This is a genomic window from Luteibacter sp. NPDC104163 (assembly GCF_055584245.1).
Genome location: NZ_JBVJMK010000009.1, coordinates 166,518 through 182,514, shown reverse-complemented (window position 1 = coordinate 182,514; position 15,997 = coordinate 166,518). Strand labels below are relative to the sequence as shown.

The 15,997-nt window shown below is 67.8% G+C and carries 10 protein-coding genes; 4 read left to right on the top strand and 6 right to left on the bottom strand.

From position 1 onward, the window contains the following. Window positions 1-136: 136 nt before the first annotated feature. The 5 genes from ACZ6YI_RS13350 to ACZ6YI_RS13330 form a co-directional block, all read right to left on the bottom strand. Window positions 137-1,393 carry an RNA polymerase sigma factor gene (locus tag ACZ6YI_RS13350; protein ID WP_465779088.1) on the bottom strand — a complete coding sequence of 419 codons (1,257 nt, stop codon included), beginning with the start codon at window positions 1,391-1,393 and terminating at the stop codon, window positions 137-139. A gap of 51 nt (window positions 1,394-1,444) precedes the next feature. Then, the gene (locus ACZ6YI_RS13345; RefSeq protein ID WP_465779087.1) at window positions 1,445-2,215 is read right to left on the bottom strand and encodes a YciI family protein; all 771 of its coding nucleotides are present in this window, start codon (window positions 2,213-2,215) and stop codon (window positions 1,445-1,447) included. 10 nt (window positions 2,216-2,225) lie between these two features. Next, window positions 2,226-2,696 carry a VOC family protein gene (locus ACZ6YI_RS13340; RefSeq protein ID WP_465779086.1) on the bottom strand — a complete coding sequence of 157 codons (471 nt, stop codon included), beginning with the start codon at window positions 2,694-2,696 and terminating at the stop codon, window positions 2,226-2,228. Window positions 2,697-2,722: 26 nt separating this feature from the next. After that, window positions 2,723-3,151 (bottom strand): YciI family protein, encoded by a 429-nt coding sequence (locus tag ACZ6YI_RS13335; protein ID WP_440326879.1) that lies wholly within the window; start codon window positions 3,149-3,151, stop codon window positions 2,723-2,725. A 152-nt stretch (window positions 3,152-3,303) separates the two neighbouring features. Then, window positions 3,304-4,329 carry a sensor histidine kinase gene (locus ACZ6YI_RS13330; RefSeq protein WP_465779085.1) on the bottom strand — a complete coding sequence of 342 codons (1,026 nt, stop codon included), beginning with the start codon at window positions 4,327-4,329 and terminating at the stop codon, window positions 3,304-3,306. Window positions 4,330-4,707: 378 nt separating this feature from the next. Between ACZ6YI_RS13330 and ACZ6YI_RS13325 the strand changes: the two genes are divergently transcribed. The 4 genes from ACZ6YI_RS13325 (at window position 4,708) to ACZ6YI_RS13310 (ending at window position 15,001) form a co-directional block, all read left to right on the top strand. Continuing rightward, window positions 4,708-10,710 (top strand): alpha-2-macroglobulin family protein, encoded by a 6,003-nt coding sequence (locus ACZ6YI_RS13325; RefSeq protein WP_465779084.1) that lies wholly within the window; start codon window positions 4,708-4,710, stop codon window positions 10,708-10,710. Between the two features lies 1 nt (window position 10,711). Continuing rightward, entirely contained in the window at window positions 10,712-13,081 is a 2,370-nt protein-coding gene (pbpC, locus tag ACZ6YI_RS13320; protein ID WP_465779083.1) for a penicillin-binding protein 1C, read from the top strand. Between the two features lie 117 nt (window positions 13,082-13,198). Beyond that, window positions 13,199-14,521, top strand: coding sequence for a methyl-accepting chemotaxis protein (locus tag ACZ6YI_RS13315; protein WP_465779082.1), 1,323 nt, complete (start codon window positions 13,199-13,201; stop codon window positions 14,519-14,521). Between the two features lie 54 nt (window positions 14,522-14,575). Next, window positions 14,576-15,001 (top strand): VOC family protein, encoded by a 426-nt coding sequence (locus ACZ6YI_RS13310; RefSeq protein ID WP_440328302.1) that lies wholly within the window; start codon window positions 14,576-14,578, stop codon window positions 14,999-15,001. Here the strand turns inward: ACZ6YI_RS13310 and ACZ6YI_RS13305 are convergent. Further along, on the bottom strand, window positions 14,998-15,759 hold the full coding sequence (locus ACZ6YI_RS13305) for a helix-turn-helix domain-containing protein (protein WP_465779081.1): 762 nt from the start codon (window positions 15,757-15,759) through the stop codon (window positions 14,998-15,000). The genes ACZ6YI_RS13310 and ACZ6YI_RS13305 overlap by 4 nt on opposite strands. Between the last annotated feature and the right edge of the window lie 238 nt (window positions 15,760-15,997).

The window sequence follows — 15,997 nt, the reverse complement described above, 5'->3', positions numbered from 1 at the left end:
GTGTGTGTTCTTCCCCCCCCCCCCCCCCAAAAAAACAAAAAAAACAAAAACCCCCCCTCGGGGGGGGGGGGGGGGGGGGGGGGGGGTGGGGTCGCCCCCCCCCCCCCCCCCCCCCCCCCCCCCCCCCCCACGACGGTTATTCGCACTGCATGGCGCGGGCTTCCAGCAGGGTGCGTTCGCGTTCGTTGCGGGTCATGGCTGCCGCTTGCAGGAACGCGGCGCGGGCTGCTTCGTGTCGGCCCAGGCGGTAGAGCAGGTCGCCGCGTACGCTGGGCAGCAGGTGGTAGCCCTTGAGCGTCGGTTCGTCAGCCAGTGCATCGACGATATCCAGCGCGGCCGCGGGCCCGTCGGCCATGGAGACGGCAACCGCGCGGTTGAGCTCGACGACCGGTGAGGGCATTACCGCCACCAGGTCGACGTAGAGGCCGGCCATCCGCTGCCAGTCGGTGTCTTCGCCACGCGGCGCACGTGCGTGGCAGGCCGCGATCGCCGCCTGGAGTGCGTAAGGCCCGTGGGAACCGCCCAGCTTCTCCACGCGATCGAGCGCGGCGAGCCCGCGGTTGATCAGCAGGCGATCCCAGCGCCCCCGGTCCTGGTCCATCAGCAGGATGGGCTCGCCATCCGGGCGGGTGCGCGCGCCGGTGCGCGAGGCCTGGATTTCCATCAGGGCGACCAGGCCATGCACCTCGGGCTCGCGGGGCATGAGGCCGGCGAGGATGCGGCCAAGCCGCAGCGCCTCGTCGCACAGGCCGGGACGCATCCAGTCATCCCCCGCCGTCGCCGCATAGCCTTCGTTGAAGACCAGGTACACCACGCGCAACACCGCGTCGAGGCGCTCCTCCAGTTCCTCGCCGCGCGGGACTTCATAGACGACCGCCTCGCCGGCCAGCGTGCGCTTCGCGCGGACGATGCGCTGCGCCACGGTGGCCTCGGGCACGAGGAAGGCGCGCGCGATTTCGTCGGTGGCGAGGCCGCCCAGCAGGCGCAGCGTCAGCGCCACCTGCGCTTCGATGGACAACGCAGGATGGCACGCGGTGAAAATCAGCCGGAGCATGTCGTCGCCGATGTCGTCATCCAGCGCGTCGATCAGGGCCTCGTCGTGGGATTCGAGCAAACCCTCCATGTCCTGGCCCAGCGCTTCCAGCTTGCGGCCGGCCATGCGCTCGCGACGGATGCGGTCCACCGCGCGGTGCTTCGCGGCCTGGGTGAGCCAGGCGCCGGGGTTACGCGGCACGCCATCGCGCGGCCACTGCTCGAGTGCCGAGACCAGCGCATCCTGGGCCAGCTCCTCAGCGAGATCGAGGTCGCGCACCATCCGGGCGATGGTCGCGATGAGGCGGGGCGATTCGATCTTCCAGATCGCATCGATGGCGCGGCGGGCGGCGTCGGTCATGGCGACGGATGACACCATCCGCCGCCATGACAGGCAAGCCGCGCTGCGGCATCAGGTGAGCGGGGCCAGCAGTTCCTTCATGCTGTAGAGCGGGCGGATCTCGAGCCGTGCGTCGTCACCGTCCGGGAACGGGTACGTGCGCGTCCACGCGATCACGTCATCCAGGCTATCGACGCGAAGCACCCAGAAGCCCGCGACCATCTCCTTGATCTCGGCGAAGGGGCCATCGAACACCTGCGGCTGGCCCTTGCTGAAACGCACGCGCTTCGCATGCCGGCTGGAAGAAAGGCCATTCCCCGCGATGAGGTGGCCCGCCTCGAACCCGGCGCGGTTCGCTTCGGCCATGCGGCCAAGGATCTCCGGGCCCGGGTTCCAGTCGGTCTCGCTGCGGGCATTGGCTTTCAGCATCACGATGTACCGACGGCGCTCCGACTCATCGTCGGCCGGGTCGCCGAAGTTGCTGAGGCCACCCGGGCAGCCGATCGGGCGTACTTCGATCTCGGCGTCGCCGTTCGCATCCTCGGCCGGCCAGCCCTTGACCCAGTCGACCGCTTCCTCGATGGAGTCGGCTTCGATCACGCTGAACCCGGCGACGAGTTCCTTCGCTTCCGCGAACGGTCCGTCGACGACCACCGGCGTGCGACCCGCGGTGAAGCTCACCCGGACGCCCTCGCGGCTGGGCTTGAGTCCTTCACCCGCGTGGAACCGGCCGTCGGCGGCGAGCTGGTCGCAGTACTCGGCCATCGCATCGACCAGCGCCTGGGTGACCGGTGCGCCGGCTTCGCTCTCGGCATCCGCCTTGCGGACGATCAGGAATCGCATGGTCTGCTCCTTACGCGGTCGGTGCCGGCTTCTCGCCGCCATTCACCATCCACGACACGCCGAACTCGTCATCGAGCATGCCGAAGCACTCGGCCCAGAAGGTCTCGCCCACCGGCATGGTCACCGTGCCCCGCTTGGCCAGTGCTTCGAAGATCTTCCTGGCTTCCGCCGCCGTGTCGAAGCCGAGGGCGATGGTGCAGCCCTGGACCTTGCCGGGGTGCTCGAAGACCGGCGGCGAATCGGAGCCCATGAGGATGGCATCGCCCACCTGCAGGCGGATGTGCATGATCTTCTCGCCCATGGTGGACAGATCCATCTGCTGGCCATCGCCGCAGCCTTCGTTGTTCGCCGCGCCCTCGGGCGGGGGCGGCATATCCTTGAAGCGGCTGGTCATGATGATCTTGCCGCCAAGCGCCTTCTCGTAGAACTTGAAGGCTTCCTCGCAGTTGTCCTTGAAATGCAGGTACGGGGTGATGTTCATCGGTATGCCTCGGTGGATGGGTGGAGTTACTGGCGGGCAGCGATCTCGGCGCGCATGCGTTCTTCCTGCGCACGCGCCTCTGGGGTGAATTCAGCGCCGAAGTCCTCGGCTTCGAAGACCTGGCGGAGCTCGATCTCGGACGTCCCGTCCTCGAACGGATTGGGGCAGCGCTTCATCCACTCGATGGCTTCATCGAACGAGCGGACCTGGATGAGCCAGAAGCCGGCGATGAGTTCGCGGGTCTCGGCGAACGGGCCATCGATGACCTCGCGGCGATCGCCCGAGAAGCGGATGCGGGCGCCCTTGCTGCTGGGCTGCAGGCCCTCGGCCGCCAGCAGCACGCCAGCGCGGACGAGCTCCTCGTTGAAATTGCCCATCGCCGTGATCAGCTGCTCGCTGGGCATCTCGCCGGCTTCGGACGCGCGGGTGGCGCGCACCATGACCATGAATCGCATCTGCCTTCTCCTTGCCGTGGCCGGGGCATTCCCGGCCTTCATGGAGACGTCGAACGACCCTACCGCCGATCGACACCCGGCCGAAAGAAATTTATACCGCCCGGGGCAGGCAGGATGCAGCAGGTGATTCTCAAGGGTTGAGCGACCCGGTGTCAGGCGTCGACAAGGCGGTCCAGTGGCTCCATGGAACGCGCACGGGCGGACGCCTCGAAGAAGCAGTGCACGCCATCCGGGTGGAACGTGACCGCCGCGGTCCCCCCGGCCTGGGCGGCCAGCACCCGTTCGATGAAGCGGGTGCCGAAGCCACGCTGCACCGGCGGCTCCACGACAGGGCCGCCGCTTTCCTTCCATTCCAGGCGAACCATGTGTCGCTCGGGCTCGTAATGCCAGCCCAGGCTGACCCGGCCTTCCGCGACCGAGAGGGCGCCGTATTTGATCGCGTTGGTCAGCAGTTCGTGGAGCGCCATGGCGACCGATACCGCCGCCTCGGGGCTGAGCATGAGCGGCGGCCCGTCCAGGCTGACGAGTGACCCATCGGGATCGTGGGGGGCGACCGTGGCCTCGACGACCCCGCGCAGGGCGACCTCTTCCCAGGCGCGGGCCACCAGCAGGTCGTGGGCCGCCGAGAGGGCGCGCAGCCGGCTCTCGAACACGGCAAGCGAGTGTGCGACCGGTTGCTCCTCGCGGAAGCTCTGGATGGCCATGGCCTGGACCACGGCCAGGGTGTTCTTCACCCGGTGGTTGAGTTCGTTGATCAGGATCCGCTGGGCGCGCTGGGCATCGCGGTGCGCCGAGACATCGGTGCAACTGCCGAAGTACCCGGCGAAATGGCCCTCGCGGTAGAAGGGCGCGCCGTTGTCCAGCAGCCAGCGGTACTCGCCATCCGAGCGGCGCAGGCGGTATTCCATCGAAAACGGTTCGCGCGCGTCGAACGCCCCGACATAGATGGCCAGGCAGCGCTCAAGGTCGTCGGGGTGCACGCCCTCGGCCCAGCCGTTCCCCAGCTCGTCCTCCATGGCGCGCCCGGTGTACTCCAGCCAGGGCTTGTTGAACCAGTCGCAGAGCTTGTCCACGCCCGCACGCCAGATCATCACTGGCGCAAAGTCGGCCAGTTCGCGGAATTCGCGGTCCGAAATGGCGATAGCCCGTTCGATGGGGTCCGTCGCGTGCTCACTCATCGCATGTCACCGTCGATGTCCGCGCGTCGCCTCCTGTTCCCTCGGCGCGGGATGTCCCTTGTGGTCCGCACGATCCATCGCGCGGGATCCTTCCCGGACGATAGCGCGTTTGGCACGCCCGGTGCGGGGGTGGCGCCCCGGGTCGTGAGCCGGGTCACGGGGCGACGCGTACGGCACAAAATTCAGAATTTCCGTATTGCATCGCGGCCGCCTTCGCATGCCGTCCGTTCCCTGTCGTCGATATGTCAGAATCCAGCCACCTGCGCGACAGGGGTGGCGCGCAGGCTAATCCCGGGGACAACCGTTGGCGACACTGCCGCTTTTCCAGCGGCCGCGCCGGTGTGTACCCGCCCTTCAAGAAACGGATTGGAACGGAATATGGATCTCCTGCGGTTCCTCGCGATGCTCCCGGTGCGCCTGCTGCGCGGCCTTGGCTGGCTGCTCGGCTTCGTGCTCAGGCCCCTTTTCGGAAATATCGCCTGGTCCGCACCGGCCTGGGTGCCGGCAACGGGCAGGGCGGCCCGCCAGCATCCCCTGAAGTTCACCGGCACGATCGCCGGCGCGCTGCTCCTGGTGGCCGCCGGGTGGTTCGGCTGGCACTGGTGGCAAAACCGCCCGCGCGCCGCGGAACCCAACCGGATCACCATCGAGGTGGCGGCCCCGGCCGTCACGGATTACAGCGACGTCCGGCCCGAGATCCATGCGCTGGAACTGCGCTTCTCCGGCTCCGCCGCGCGGATCGAATCGCTGGGCAAGCCGGTCACCGAGGGCATCGCGCTGGAACCGCGCCAGGCGGGCCAGTGGAAGTGGCAGGACGATCGCACCCTGGTCTTCACGCCGGCCACGGACTGGCCCGTGGGCCGCAAGTTCGACGTGCGCTTCGACAAGGCCAAGGTCTTTGCCCCGCACGTGCTCCTCGCCGATGACGAGGCCACCTTCAACACGGCGCCGTTCACGGCGCGCGTGACCAACGGCGAGTTCTACCAGGATCCGCAGGACCCGACCCGCCGCAAGACGATCATCCAGCTGGCCTTCAACTACCCGGTCGATCCGGCCGAGCTCGAGAAGCGCATCGCGCTCGACCTGCGCGAGCGCGGCGAGAAGCATGGCGACGACCTGAAGTTCAGCGTCACCTACGACGACCACCACCTCAATGCCTTCGTGCACTCCATGCCGCTGCAGCTGCCCCGCGATGATGGCGCGGTGGGCATGAAGGTGGCCGATGGCGTGCGCAGCAGCCGCGGCGGCGACGGCACCGACAAGGCGCTGGAAACCAGTGTCCGGGTGCCCGGGCTGTACAGCCTCAAGATCACCGACATGCAGGCCACGCTGGTCGACAACGACCGCTTCGAACCGGAGCAGGTCGTCACCATGGCGTTCGCCAACGCGGTGAGCGACGCGGACCTCGGCAAGCACGTGCACGCGTGGATCGTGCCGGCGAATGCGGAGGTCAACGGCGCGAGCCAGGTCAGCGAGACGGCACTGCGCACGTGGCCGTCGGCCAAGGCCAGCGTCGTCCCGACCGAAAACGACTGGTCGGAAACGCAGAGCTTCCGCTTCCATGCCCAGCCCGGCGACCGCCTGTACGTGCGCGTCGACAAGGGCATGACCTCGTTCGGTGGCTACGTGATGCCGAAGTCGTATGCGGAAATCCTGCCGGTGCCGGAGTACCCGCGACTGCTGCGCTTCATGTCCGATGGTGCCCTGTTGTCGCTCTCCGGCGACCACCGCGTTTCGGTCGTGTCCCGCAACATGCCCGGGCTGCGCGTCGAGGTCGGCCGCGTGCTGCCCGACCAGCTGCAGCACCTGGTGACGCTGGGCAGCGGACCCTACGCCAAGCCCGATCTCTACGGCATCGGTGAGGAGAACATCACCGAGCGCTTCGTGAAGAAGATCCCGATCGAAGACGAAGGCCCCGGCAAGGCGCACTACGAGGGCTTCGACGTCGGCCAGTACCTGGCCGCCGGCAAGCGCGGCGTGTTCCTGCTGAAGCTGCAGGGTTACGACGCCGCGCGGGAGAAGGAGCAGCGCGAGAAGGCCATGGACCAGGCACGCGAAGCGGCCGGGCGCGAGGCGGGCGGCGATCCGGAGGCAGCGGCGGCCCAGGCGGCGGCACGCTACGACCGTGACGGTGGCTACCGGAACTACGAATGGCCGAGTGACCAGCGCCTCGTGGTGATCACCGACCTCGGCGTGATCGCCAAGCGCGCCGCGGACGGCAGTCGCGACATCTACGTCCAGTCGATCCGCAGCGGACAGCCCGCGTCGGGCGCATCGGTGTCGATCATCGCGAAGAATGGCAACACGCTGCTCACCCAGGCGGTGGGTGCCGATGGCCACGCGCATTTCGCCGGCCTCGAGGGCTTCACCCAGGAGAAGGAGCCGGCCATGGTGGTCGTGCGCCTGGGCGAGGACCTGTCGTTCCTGCCGATCAGCGCGCGCGATCGCCAGCTGGATTTCTCGCGCTTCGACATCGGCGGCGACATGAGCCCGATGAGCGCGGGGCAGCTTTCGGGCTACCTGTTCTCCGACCGCGGCATCTATCGCCCCGGCGATCAGTTCCACATCGGCCTGATCGTGCGTGCGAGCACCTGGACCCGCAGCGTCGCCGGCATCCCGCTGGTCGCGCAGATCGTGGACCCGCGCGGCACGACTGTGCGCCAGCAGCCGGTCACGATGGACCAGGCCGGCTTTGCCGAGCTCGACTACACCACGGCGGAAACCTCGCCCACCGGCAACTGGACCGTGAACCTGTACATCGCGAAGGACGGCAAGCCGTACTCGCAGATCGGTGACACGACCGTGCAGGTGAAGGAGTTCCAGCCCGACCGGCTGAAGGTCGCGGCGAAGCTGTCGGCCGCGACGCCCGAGGGCTGGGTGAAACCGGCCCAGCTGAAGGCGCTGGTCGACGTGCAGAACCTGTTCGGCACGCCCGCGGCCGATCGCCGCGTCGAAGGTTCGCTGACGCTGCGCCCCGCGTTCCCGTCGTTCCCCAGCTTCAAGGACTACCACTTCTACGACATCCGCCGTGCCAAGGACGGGTTCGAGGAAAAGCTGGCCGACCAGAAAACCGATGACAAGGGCCATGCGGAATTCCCGCTCGACCTGTCGCGCTACGCGGATGCCACCTACCAGCTCTACTTCCTGGCCAAGGCCTATGAGGCCGAAGGTGGGCGCAGCGTCGCCGCCGCTACCCAGGGCATGGTGTCGTCGAACGACTGGCTCGTGGGTTATCGCGCGCCGGACAACCTGGACTACGTTGCGCGCGATGCCGAGCGCAAGGTGAACCTGGTTGCGATCAATCCCGAAGCGAAGCGGATGGAACTGACCGGGCTGAAGCAGGCCATCGTCGAGACTCGCTATGTCTCCGTGCTCACGAAGCAGGATTCGGGCGTCTACAAGTACGAATCCAAGGCCCGCGAGACGACGCTTTCGGAAACCGCGCTGACCATCCCGGCCACGGGCCTGGATGTCGCGCTGCCGACGAACAAGCCCGGCAACTTCGCCCTCGTGGTGAGGAACGCCGAAGGCAAGGAAGTGAACCGCGTGGCGTGGTCGGTGGCGGGCGAGGGCAATGTGTCGCGCTCCCTCGAGCGCAACGCCGAGCTGCAGCTCGCCCTGTCGAAGAAGGACTACGCGCCGGGCGAAGCGGTCGACATCGCCATCCGCGCTCCGTATGCCGGCAGCGGCCTCATCACGATCGAGCGTGACAAGGTGTATGCGCACGCGTGGTTCCACGCGGATACGACGAGCTCGGTGCAGCACATCACGGTGCCCGAGGGCTTCGAAGGCAACGGCTACATCAACGTCCAGTACGTCCGCGATCCGTCGTCCGACGAGATCTTCATGAGCCCGCTGTCGTTCGGCGTGGTGCCGTTCTCGGTGAACATGGATGCGCGCAAGCAGGGCCTGCGCGTGGAGACGCCCGACCTGGTGAAGCCAGGCGACACGCTCACCTTCCATGTGACCTCGGCGACGCCGACGCGGGCCGTCGTGTTCGCCGTGGACGAAGGCATCCTGCAGGTCGCCCGTTACAAGCTGGGCGATCCGCTGCAGTACTTCTTCCGCAAGCGCATGCTCGAAGTCAGCACGACGCAGATCCTCGACCTGATCATTCCCGACTTCACCAAGCTCACCACCCTGGCCGCGCCGGGCGGTGACGCGGAGGGTGCGATCGGCCGCCAGCTCAACCCGTTCCGCCGCAAGCAGGACAAGCCCGTGGCGTTCTGGTCGGGCATCGTGGACGTGGATGGCTCGCGCGACCTCAGCTGGAAGGTGCCGGATTACTTCAATGGCAAGCTCCGGGTCATGGCGGTCGCCGTATCGCCCGAGCGCATCGGCACGTTCGAGGGCGCGACGACGGTGCGGGGTGACTTCGTGCTTTCACCCAACGTGCCGACCACGCTGGCGCCGGGCGATGAAGCCGAAGTGAGCGTGGGCGTCGCCAACAACCTCACCGGGCTGGGCGGGAAGACCGTGCCGGTCGCCGTCACGCTGAAGGTCGGCCCGCAGCTGCAGGTCGTCGGCGATGCGACGCAGACCCTGTCGCTCGGCGAGATGCGCGAGGGCGCGGCGATCTTCCGCGTGCGTGCCACTGACAAGCTGGGCTCGGGCCACCTCGGGTTCACGGCCAGTGCCAACGGCAAGTCGGCACGCCAGGGCGTGGACCTGTCGGTGCGGCCCGCATCTGCCATGCGAACCGAGCTCGCGTTCGGCCATGTCGATGCACACACCCGTGCCGACGTAGCGGACCTGCGCGACATGTTCGATGCCTACGCCCGGCGTGATGCGGCGTTCTCCACCGTGCCGGTCGTGCTGGCGCGTGGCCTCGCCGCCTATCTCGTCGACTTCCCGCACTACTGCACGGAGCAGGTGATCAGTGCCGCGATGCCCGCGCTGATCCTGGGCAAGCGCCCTGAGTTCGGTGACGTGAAGCCCGCGCGGATGGACGATGACGCGGCACCGCCCGCCGATCCGGTGGCCGCATTGTTCGATACGTTGCGCGCGCGCCAGAACGGGCAGGGTGGTTTTGGCCTGTGGACGGCGACGCCGGACACGCATGCGTTCGCCACCGACTACGCGGTGCATTACCTCATCGAAGCCAGCGACCGTGGCGTCGCCGTGCCGCGCGACATGCTGGATGCGGCGAACAAGGCGTTGCGCCAGATCGCCGCGGACGACAGCGGCGACAGCCTGGCCGAGATGCGCCAGCGCGCCTATGCGATCTACCTGCTGACCCGCCAGGGCGTGGTGACGACCAACGATCTCGCTTCCGTCCAGCGCCGCCTGCAGGAGGCGTACGCGACGACATGGAAGGATGACGCGGCGGCGGCATGGCTCGCGGCTTCGTACCGCCTGCTGCACCAGGATCGCGTTGCCGCCGACCTGATCGCCGGACCGCGCAAGCTGCTGCTGCGCAAGACGGATGAGGTCTACGCCTACGGGGACTACTACGATCCGGCCATCCGTGATGCCACGGTGCTTTACCTGCTGGCGAAGCACTTCCCCGACCAGGCGAAGGACCTGCCGGCCTCGATCGTCGATACGCTCGTGCGCCCGCTGGGCAAGGGCCACTACAACACCCTGTCGTCCGGCATGATCATCCTGGCGCTGGATGCATGGGCGAAGGAGGGCGGTGCCGTGGTCGACAAGCTGTCGATCGGTGCGGTGGCGAAGGATGGAACGGTGACCCCGGTCGGCGCACCGAAGGGTGTGGTGCTGGACGCACGCTACCCCGGTACGGCGCACCGCCTGCGTTTCGTCAACGATGCCGACAGCACGGCGTGGTACGCGGTGAGCCAGGCCGGCTTCGACCGCGCGCCCTCCACGCAGGTCCGCAAGGATGGCCTGGAGATCACGCGCAGCTACACCGACACGAAGGGCAAGGAGATCAGCAAGCTTGCCGTGGGTGACGAGGTGGACGTGCACGTGCGCATCCGCGCCACGCGCGACGATGGCGTGGACAACATCGCGATCACCGATCTCCTCCCCGGCGGCTTCGAGCCCGTGCTCGATACCCAGCCGCCGGCCACCCCGGATGAGCAGGCGGCGCCGTCGTCCGACGAGGCGACCTCGGAAGCCGACAACGGCGAGGGTGAGGGTGAGGGCGATGCAGCGGAGGACAGTGACGCCCCGGCGTGGCATTCACCGATCGGCAATCCGGAATCGACCTGGCGGCCGGAGTACGCCGACGTGCGCGAGGATCGCGTCGTGGTGTACGGCTTCGCGTCGAAGGATGTGCAGGAGTTCATCTACCGCATCAAGGCGACCAACGCGGGCACGTTCGTGATCCCCCCGGCCCAGGTGGAATCGCTGTACGACCGCGGCACGCAGGCGACGGCACCGGGTGGCGGCAAGCTGACGGTGTCCTCGAAGCCGTGACGTGAAGCGGTGGTTGCCTCGTCTCCGCTGGCCGCGCTGGCACAACGTCCTGGTGGCGTTGTTGCTCGGCGCGGCCGTGATCGCCGGCTGCCGGTGGTGGCCGCATGATCCGCTGCGGGCGTGGTTGCCTTCCTCGACCGCGGTGTATGACGACCGCGGCCAGCTGCTGCGCCTGACCCTGGCGAGCGACGATCGGTATCGTTTGTGGGTGCCGCTCGAAGATATCTCGCCGGCACTCGTCGACGGCGTGTTGCTGCATGAGGACCGCTGGTTCCGCTGGCATCCCGGCGTGTCGGCGTGGGGCCTGTTGCGCGGCGCATGGGTGACCTACGTCCGGCATGGCAATCCCCAGGGCGGCTCCACCGTGACGATGCAGCTGGCCCGGTTGCTCTGGCACCTGGATACGCGCAGCCCGGGCGGCAAGCTCGTGCAGGCCTTGCGTGCCGTGCAGCTCGAACTCCAGTACTCGAAGCACGACATCCTCGAGGCGTACCTCAATGCCGCTCCTTATGGGCGGAACGTGGAGGGCGTGGGCGCGGCGAGCCTTGCCTATTTCAGCAAGCCGCCCGCACGGCTGACCCTGCCGGAAGCACTGACCCTCGCGGTGATCCCGCAGGAGCCGGCCCGTGGCCTGCCCGGCAGCGTCAATGGCACCGGCGTGATCGACAAGGCCCTGCGCGCATCGCGCGACCGCCTGTTCGCGCGCTGGGTCGCGAAGCATCCCGCCGATGCTTCGGCGCGTCCGCTGTTCGACCTGCCGTTGCGCTTAAGGCCGCTGTCGCGCCTGCCCTTCGAAGCGCCGCACTTCGTGGAACAGGTGCTGGCGGAGCGCCGCCTCACCGGTGGCGACGACATGCGCGTGACCACTACCCTCGACCTGGGCCTCCAGCACAGCCTCGAGCGGCAGGTGCGCCAGTACGTGGAACACACCGGCGCACGCGGGATCCGCAACGCCGCCGCGTTGCTGGTGGATACGCGGGACATGGGGATCAAGGCCATGGTCGGCTCGGCGGATTATTTCGATCCGGCGATCTTCGGCCAGGTGAACGGTACGCAGGCCAAGCGTTCGCCCGGCTCGACGCTCAAGCCCTTCATCTACGCGCTTGGCTTCGACCAGGGCATCCTGCATCCGGAAACCGTGCTGCGCGACGTCCCGTCCGCCTTTGGCCCGTATACACCGGAGAACTTCGATGGCCGCTTCCTCGGCCCGGTGACCGCGACTCAGGCGCTGGTACGCAGCCGGAACATTCCTGCCGTGCAGGTCGCGGCCCGCCTCGGCAATCCGAACCTCTACCAGTTCCTGCGCGATGCGGGCATCTCGCGCATGCAGACGGAAAAGCACTACGGTCTAGCGCTGGTCCTCGGCGGCGGCGAGGTCACGATGCAGGAGCTCGCCAGCCTGTACGCGATGCTGGCCAACCGCGGCGAACTCCGCCCGCTGCGCACGGAAGCGACGCAACCGGCGACGAAGGGCACGCGCCTGCTCAGCGAAGAAGCCAGCTTCATGGTGATGGACATGCTGCGGCAGAACCCGCGGCCGGATGACGCCGTGGCGGCGCAGTCCTCGCGCCTGCCCGTCTACTGGAAGACCGGTACCTCGTGGGGCTTCCGCGATGCGTGGACCGCCGGCGCGTTCGGTCCCTATGTGCTCGTGGTGTGGATCGGCAATTTCGACAGCACGGGCAACCCGGCCTTCGTCGGCGTGGATGCCGCCGCACCGCTGTTCTTTCGCATCGCCGACGCCCTGCGTGCCGAGCGCCCGGGCCTGGCCGAACCGGTACGGCGCAATCCGCCGAACCTGCGCCGCGTCGCGATCTGCCTGGCGAGCGGCGACCTGCCGAATACCTGGTGTCCGCAGGTGGGGAGCACGTGGTTCATCCCGGGCAAATCGCCGATCAAGGTCAGCACCGTGCACCGCCCGCTGGTCGTCGATAACGAGACCGGCAAGCCCGCGTGTCCACCGTTCGATCCGGGCACGACGCACACCGAGGTGTACGAATACTGGCCCTCCGACCTGGCGCGGGTCTTCGCGCAGGCGGGCATGCCGCGGCGCACGCCACCGCCATTGCCGGATTGCCAGGGTGGCGGACAGCCGCCCGGCGATCCGCCGAAGATCACCTCGCCGTTGAAGGGCAGTACCTACCAGGTGCGCGCTTCCCGATTCGGTGCGGACAAGGTCGCCTTTACGGCGACGACCGACGCGGGCGTGCGGACGCTCTACTGGTTCGTCGACAACGCCTATGTCGGCAGCGTGCCGGCCGGCCAGGTCCTGATGTGGACGCCCGAGCGCACCGGCCGGTTCCTGGTGCGCGTGGTGGATGATCGCGGCGCATCCGACGGGCGCGAGCTGGGGATCGGCGCGGTCCAGTAGGTCCGCGTGAAATCAATTTCACAAACCTGTGGGTAAATTCGGCACCCCCCGTTAAGAACGGACCTTCCCGGGACGATAAGTAGCGCCTGAGGGTCATTCCACCGGGAGGGGCAGGCCATGGCATCCAGTTTCATCGCAGGACTTCGCGCCGTCATGGGCGTGGGGCGGTCGGGCGTGCGCTGCAAGATGGATGCGCTGAACCGGACCCAGGCCGTCATCGAGTTCGCGCTGGATGGAACGATCCTGGCCGCCAACCAGAACTTCCTCGATGCCATGGGCTACAAGCTCAGCGACATCGTTGGCCGGCACCACCGCCTGTTCGTCGATCCGGCGGAAGCGGAAGCGCCCGGGTATGCCGAGTTCTGGAAGCGCCTCGGTTCCGGGCAGCCCGACGTCGGCATGTACCGCCGCCTCGGCGCCGGTGGCCGCGAGGTGTGGATCCAGGCGAGTTACAACCCCGTGCTGGACCGTGCCGGCCGGGTGATGCGCGTCGTGAAGTTCGCGACCGACGTGACCGAGCAACGCCTGCGCACGGCGGACATGGAGGGGCGCCTGGCCGCCATCGACAAGGCACAGGCGGTGATCAGCTTCACCCTCGACGGGCATATCCTCGACGCGAACGACAACTTCCTCGCCACCATGGGTTACATGCGCGACGAGGTGATCGGCCAGCACCACCGCATGTTCGTCGACCGCATCGAGCGCGAAGGCGCCGACTACCAGGCCTTCTGGGAAAAGCTCGGCCGCGGTGAATACGATTCCGGGCTCTACCACCGCGTGGACCGGCGCGGCCGCGAGGTGTGGATCCAGGGTAGCTACAACCCGATCCTCGACATGGCGGGCCGCCCGTTCAAGGTGGTGAAGTACGCGACCGACGTGACCGCGCAGACGCGCGCCACCCGCACCCTGCACGCCTCGCTGACCGAGCTGGCCGATACGGTGCCAGCCATTGCCGAGCAGGCGCGGGCGACCAACGCCCTCGCGAACGAAGCCAGCCGTTCCGCCGCCGATGGCGGTGCGATGGTGGATGCGGTGATCGCGACGATGGGCGCGATCCAGGATGGCGCACGCGATATCGCTGAGATCGTGGGCCTGATCGATTCCATCGCTTTCCAGACCAATATCCTCGCGCTCAACGCGTCGATCGAGGCCGCGCGTTCCGGCGCGCATGGCAAGGGCTTCGCGGTCGTTGCGCAGGAAGTGCGCATGCTCTCCCAGCGCAGCGCCGATTCCGCCCGCGATATCCGCGCGCTGATCGAGAACACCATGGAGCGCGTGCGCGAGGGCAGCGAACGCAGCGGCGAGGCCGGCGAGGCGATGCGCAACATCCTCGGCTCCGTGAGCACGCTGCTCGATCGCGTCTCCGACGTGGCCCAGGCCACCAACACCCAGGCCGGCGGCATCGATACCGTGCGCCGCGCGGTCGCCGAGCTGGCCTGACAACAGCCGGCCGCTAACGCGCTATGGTGGGCTCCCCTTCCGGGAGCCTCCGCCATGCCCAGCACGATCATCCCCTGCCTGCGCTACCGCGACGCCCACGCCGCCATCCGCTTCCTCTGCGATGCCTTCGGGTTCAGCGAGCACGCGGTGTACACCGACGAGACCAACCCAACCCTCGTGGTCCATGCCCAGCTGACCTTCGGCGACGGCATGGTGATGCTCGGCTCGGTGATCCCCGAAACGCCTTTCGCCGACCATATCGTCCAACCGGACCAGATCGGTGGCCGGGAAACGCAGTGCCCGTGTGTCACCGTGGCCGACCTGAAGGCGCACTACGAGCACGCGAAGGCGCACGGCGCGACCATCATCGACGACTACGAAGAGAAGGACTACGGTGGCGCCGGCTATTCCGCCAGGGACCTTGAAGGACGCCTCTGGTACTTCGGCAGCTACGACCCGTGGGCGCCGCCCGCCGGTTAAGCCCAGCGCCGGCCGTGCTCGGCCATGTACAGGCGGATTTCGTCCTCGGCGATATCCGCCAGGGCACGCAGGCCTTCCTTCTGCGTGTCATTGAGCTGGCGTGGCGCGCTATCGATCACGCACAGCGTGCCCAGCGCGTGGCCATCGGGGCTGCGCAACGGGCAGCCCGCGTAGAACACGATGTGCTCATGGCCCGTGACCAGCGGGTTATCGCGGAAGCGCGCATCCTGGCGTGCGTCCTCGACCATCATCAGGTCATCGCCCATGATGGCGTGGTTGCACAACGCCCACTCGCGCGGGGTCTCTTCCAGGGCAGTGCCCTTGCGCGACTTGAACCACTGGCGGCGCGCCGTCAGCAGCGTGACCGTGGAGACCGGGACGCCGGCAATGAGGCTGGCCAGCCAGGTGATGCGATCGAAGGCGGGCTCCGGCGGCGTATCGAGCAGGCCGGAACGGCCCACTGCGCGCAGCCGGCCGGCTTCGTTCTCCGGGACCGGGTAGGCAGGCGATCGCTCAGGGCGCAGCTCGGGCGACATCGCCTGCAGCGGATCCGCCGCCAGCGCCGTCCGTTCCTCGAGCAACGCGATGACCGCACTCCTCCGCATCCGCCGGTGGCCGCCAGGGGTTTTCCATGAGGCCAGCGCGCCGCTCTCGATCCACTTCTGGGCCGTGCTCACGGAAATGCCGAGCAGCCGCGCGGCGTCGCGCGTCGTCAGGGTGGGATCATCGGTTGGGGAAGGAGCGTGCTGGTAACTCAAGGCGGTGTACGGAGGTGGAGGAAAGGAAACGCAAGGAATAAACAGATCGACGCTACCACATAGGGCGACGCAAAGCGCTTGGCGAACGCTGCGTTTTTAGGTGGCGGTATGGCACGGCCATTGCTCGTTGCGCCGCTCGGGGATGATCAGGCGGGCACCCTGCCTCCGGCGAGGACCGATTTGCCGGATATGCACAATCCGCATACCTGTCACGGACATCACGTCGTTCCGACATGCA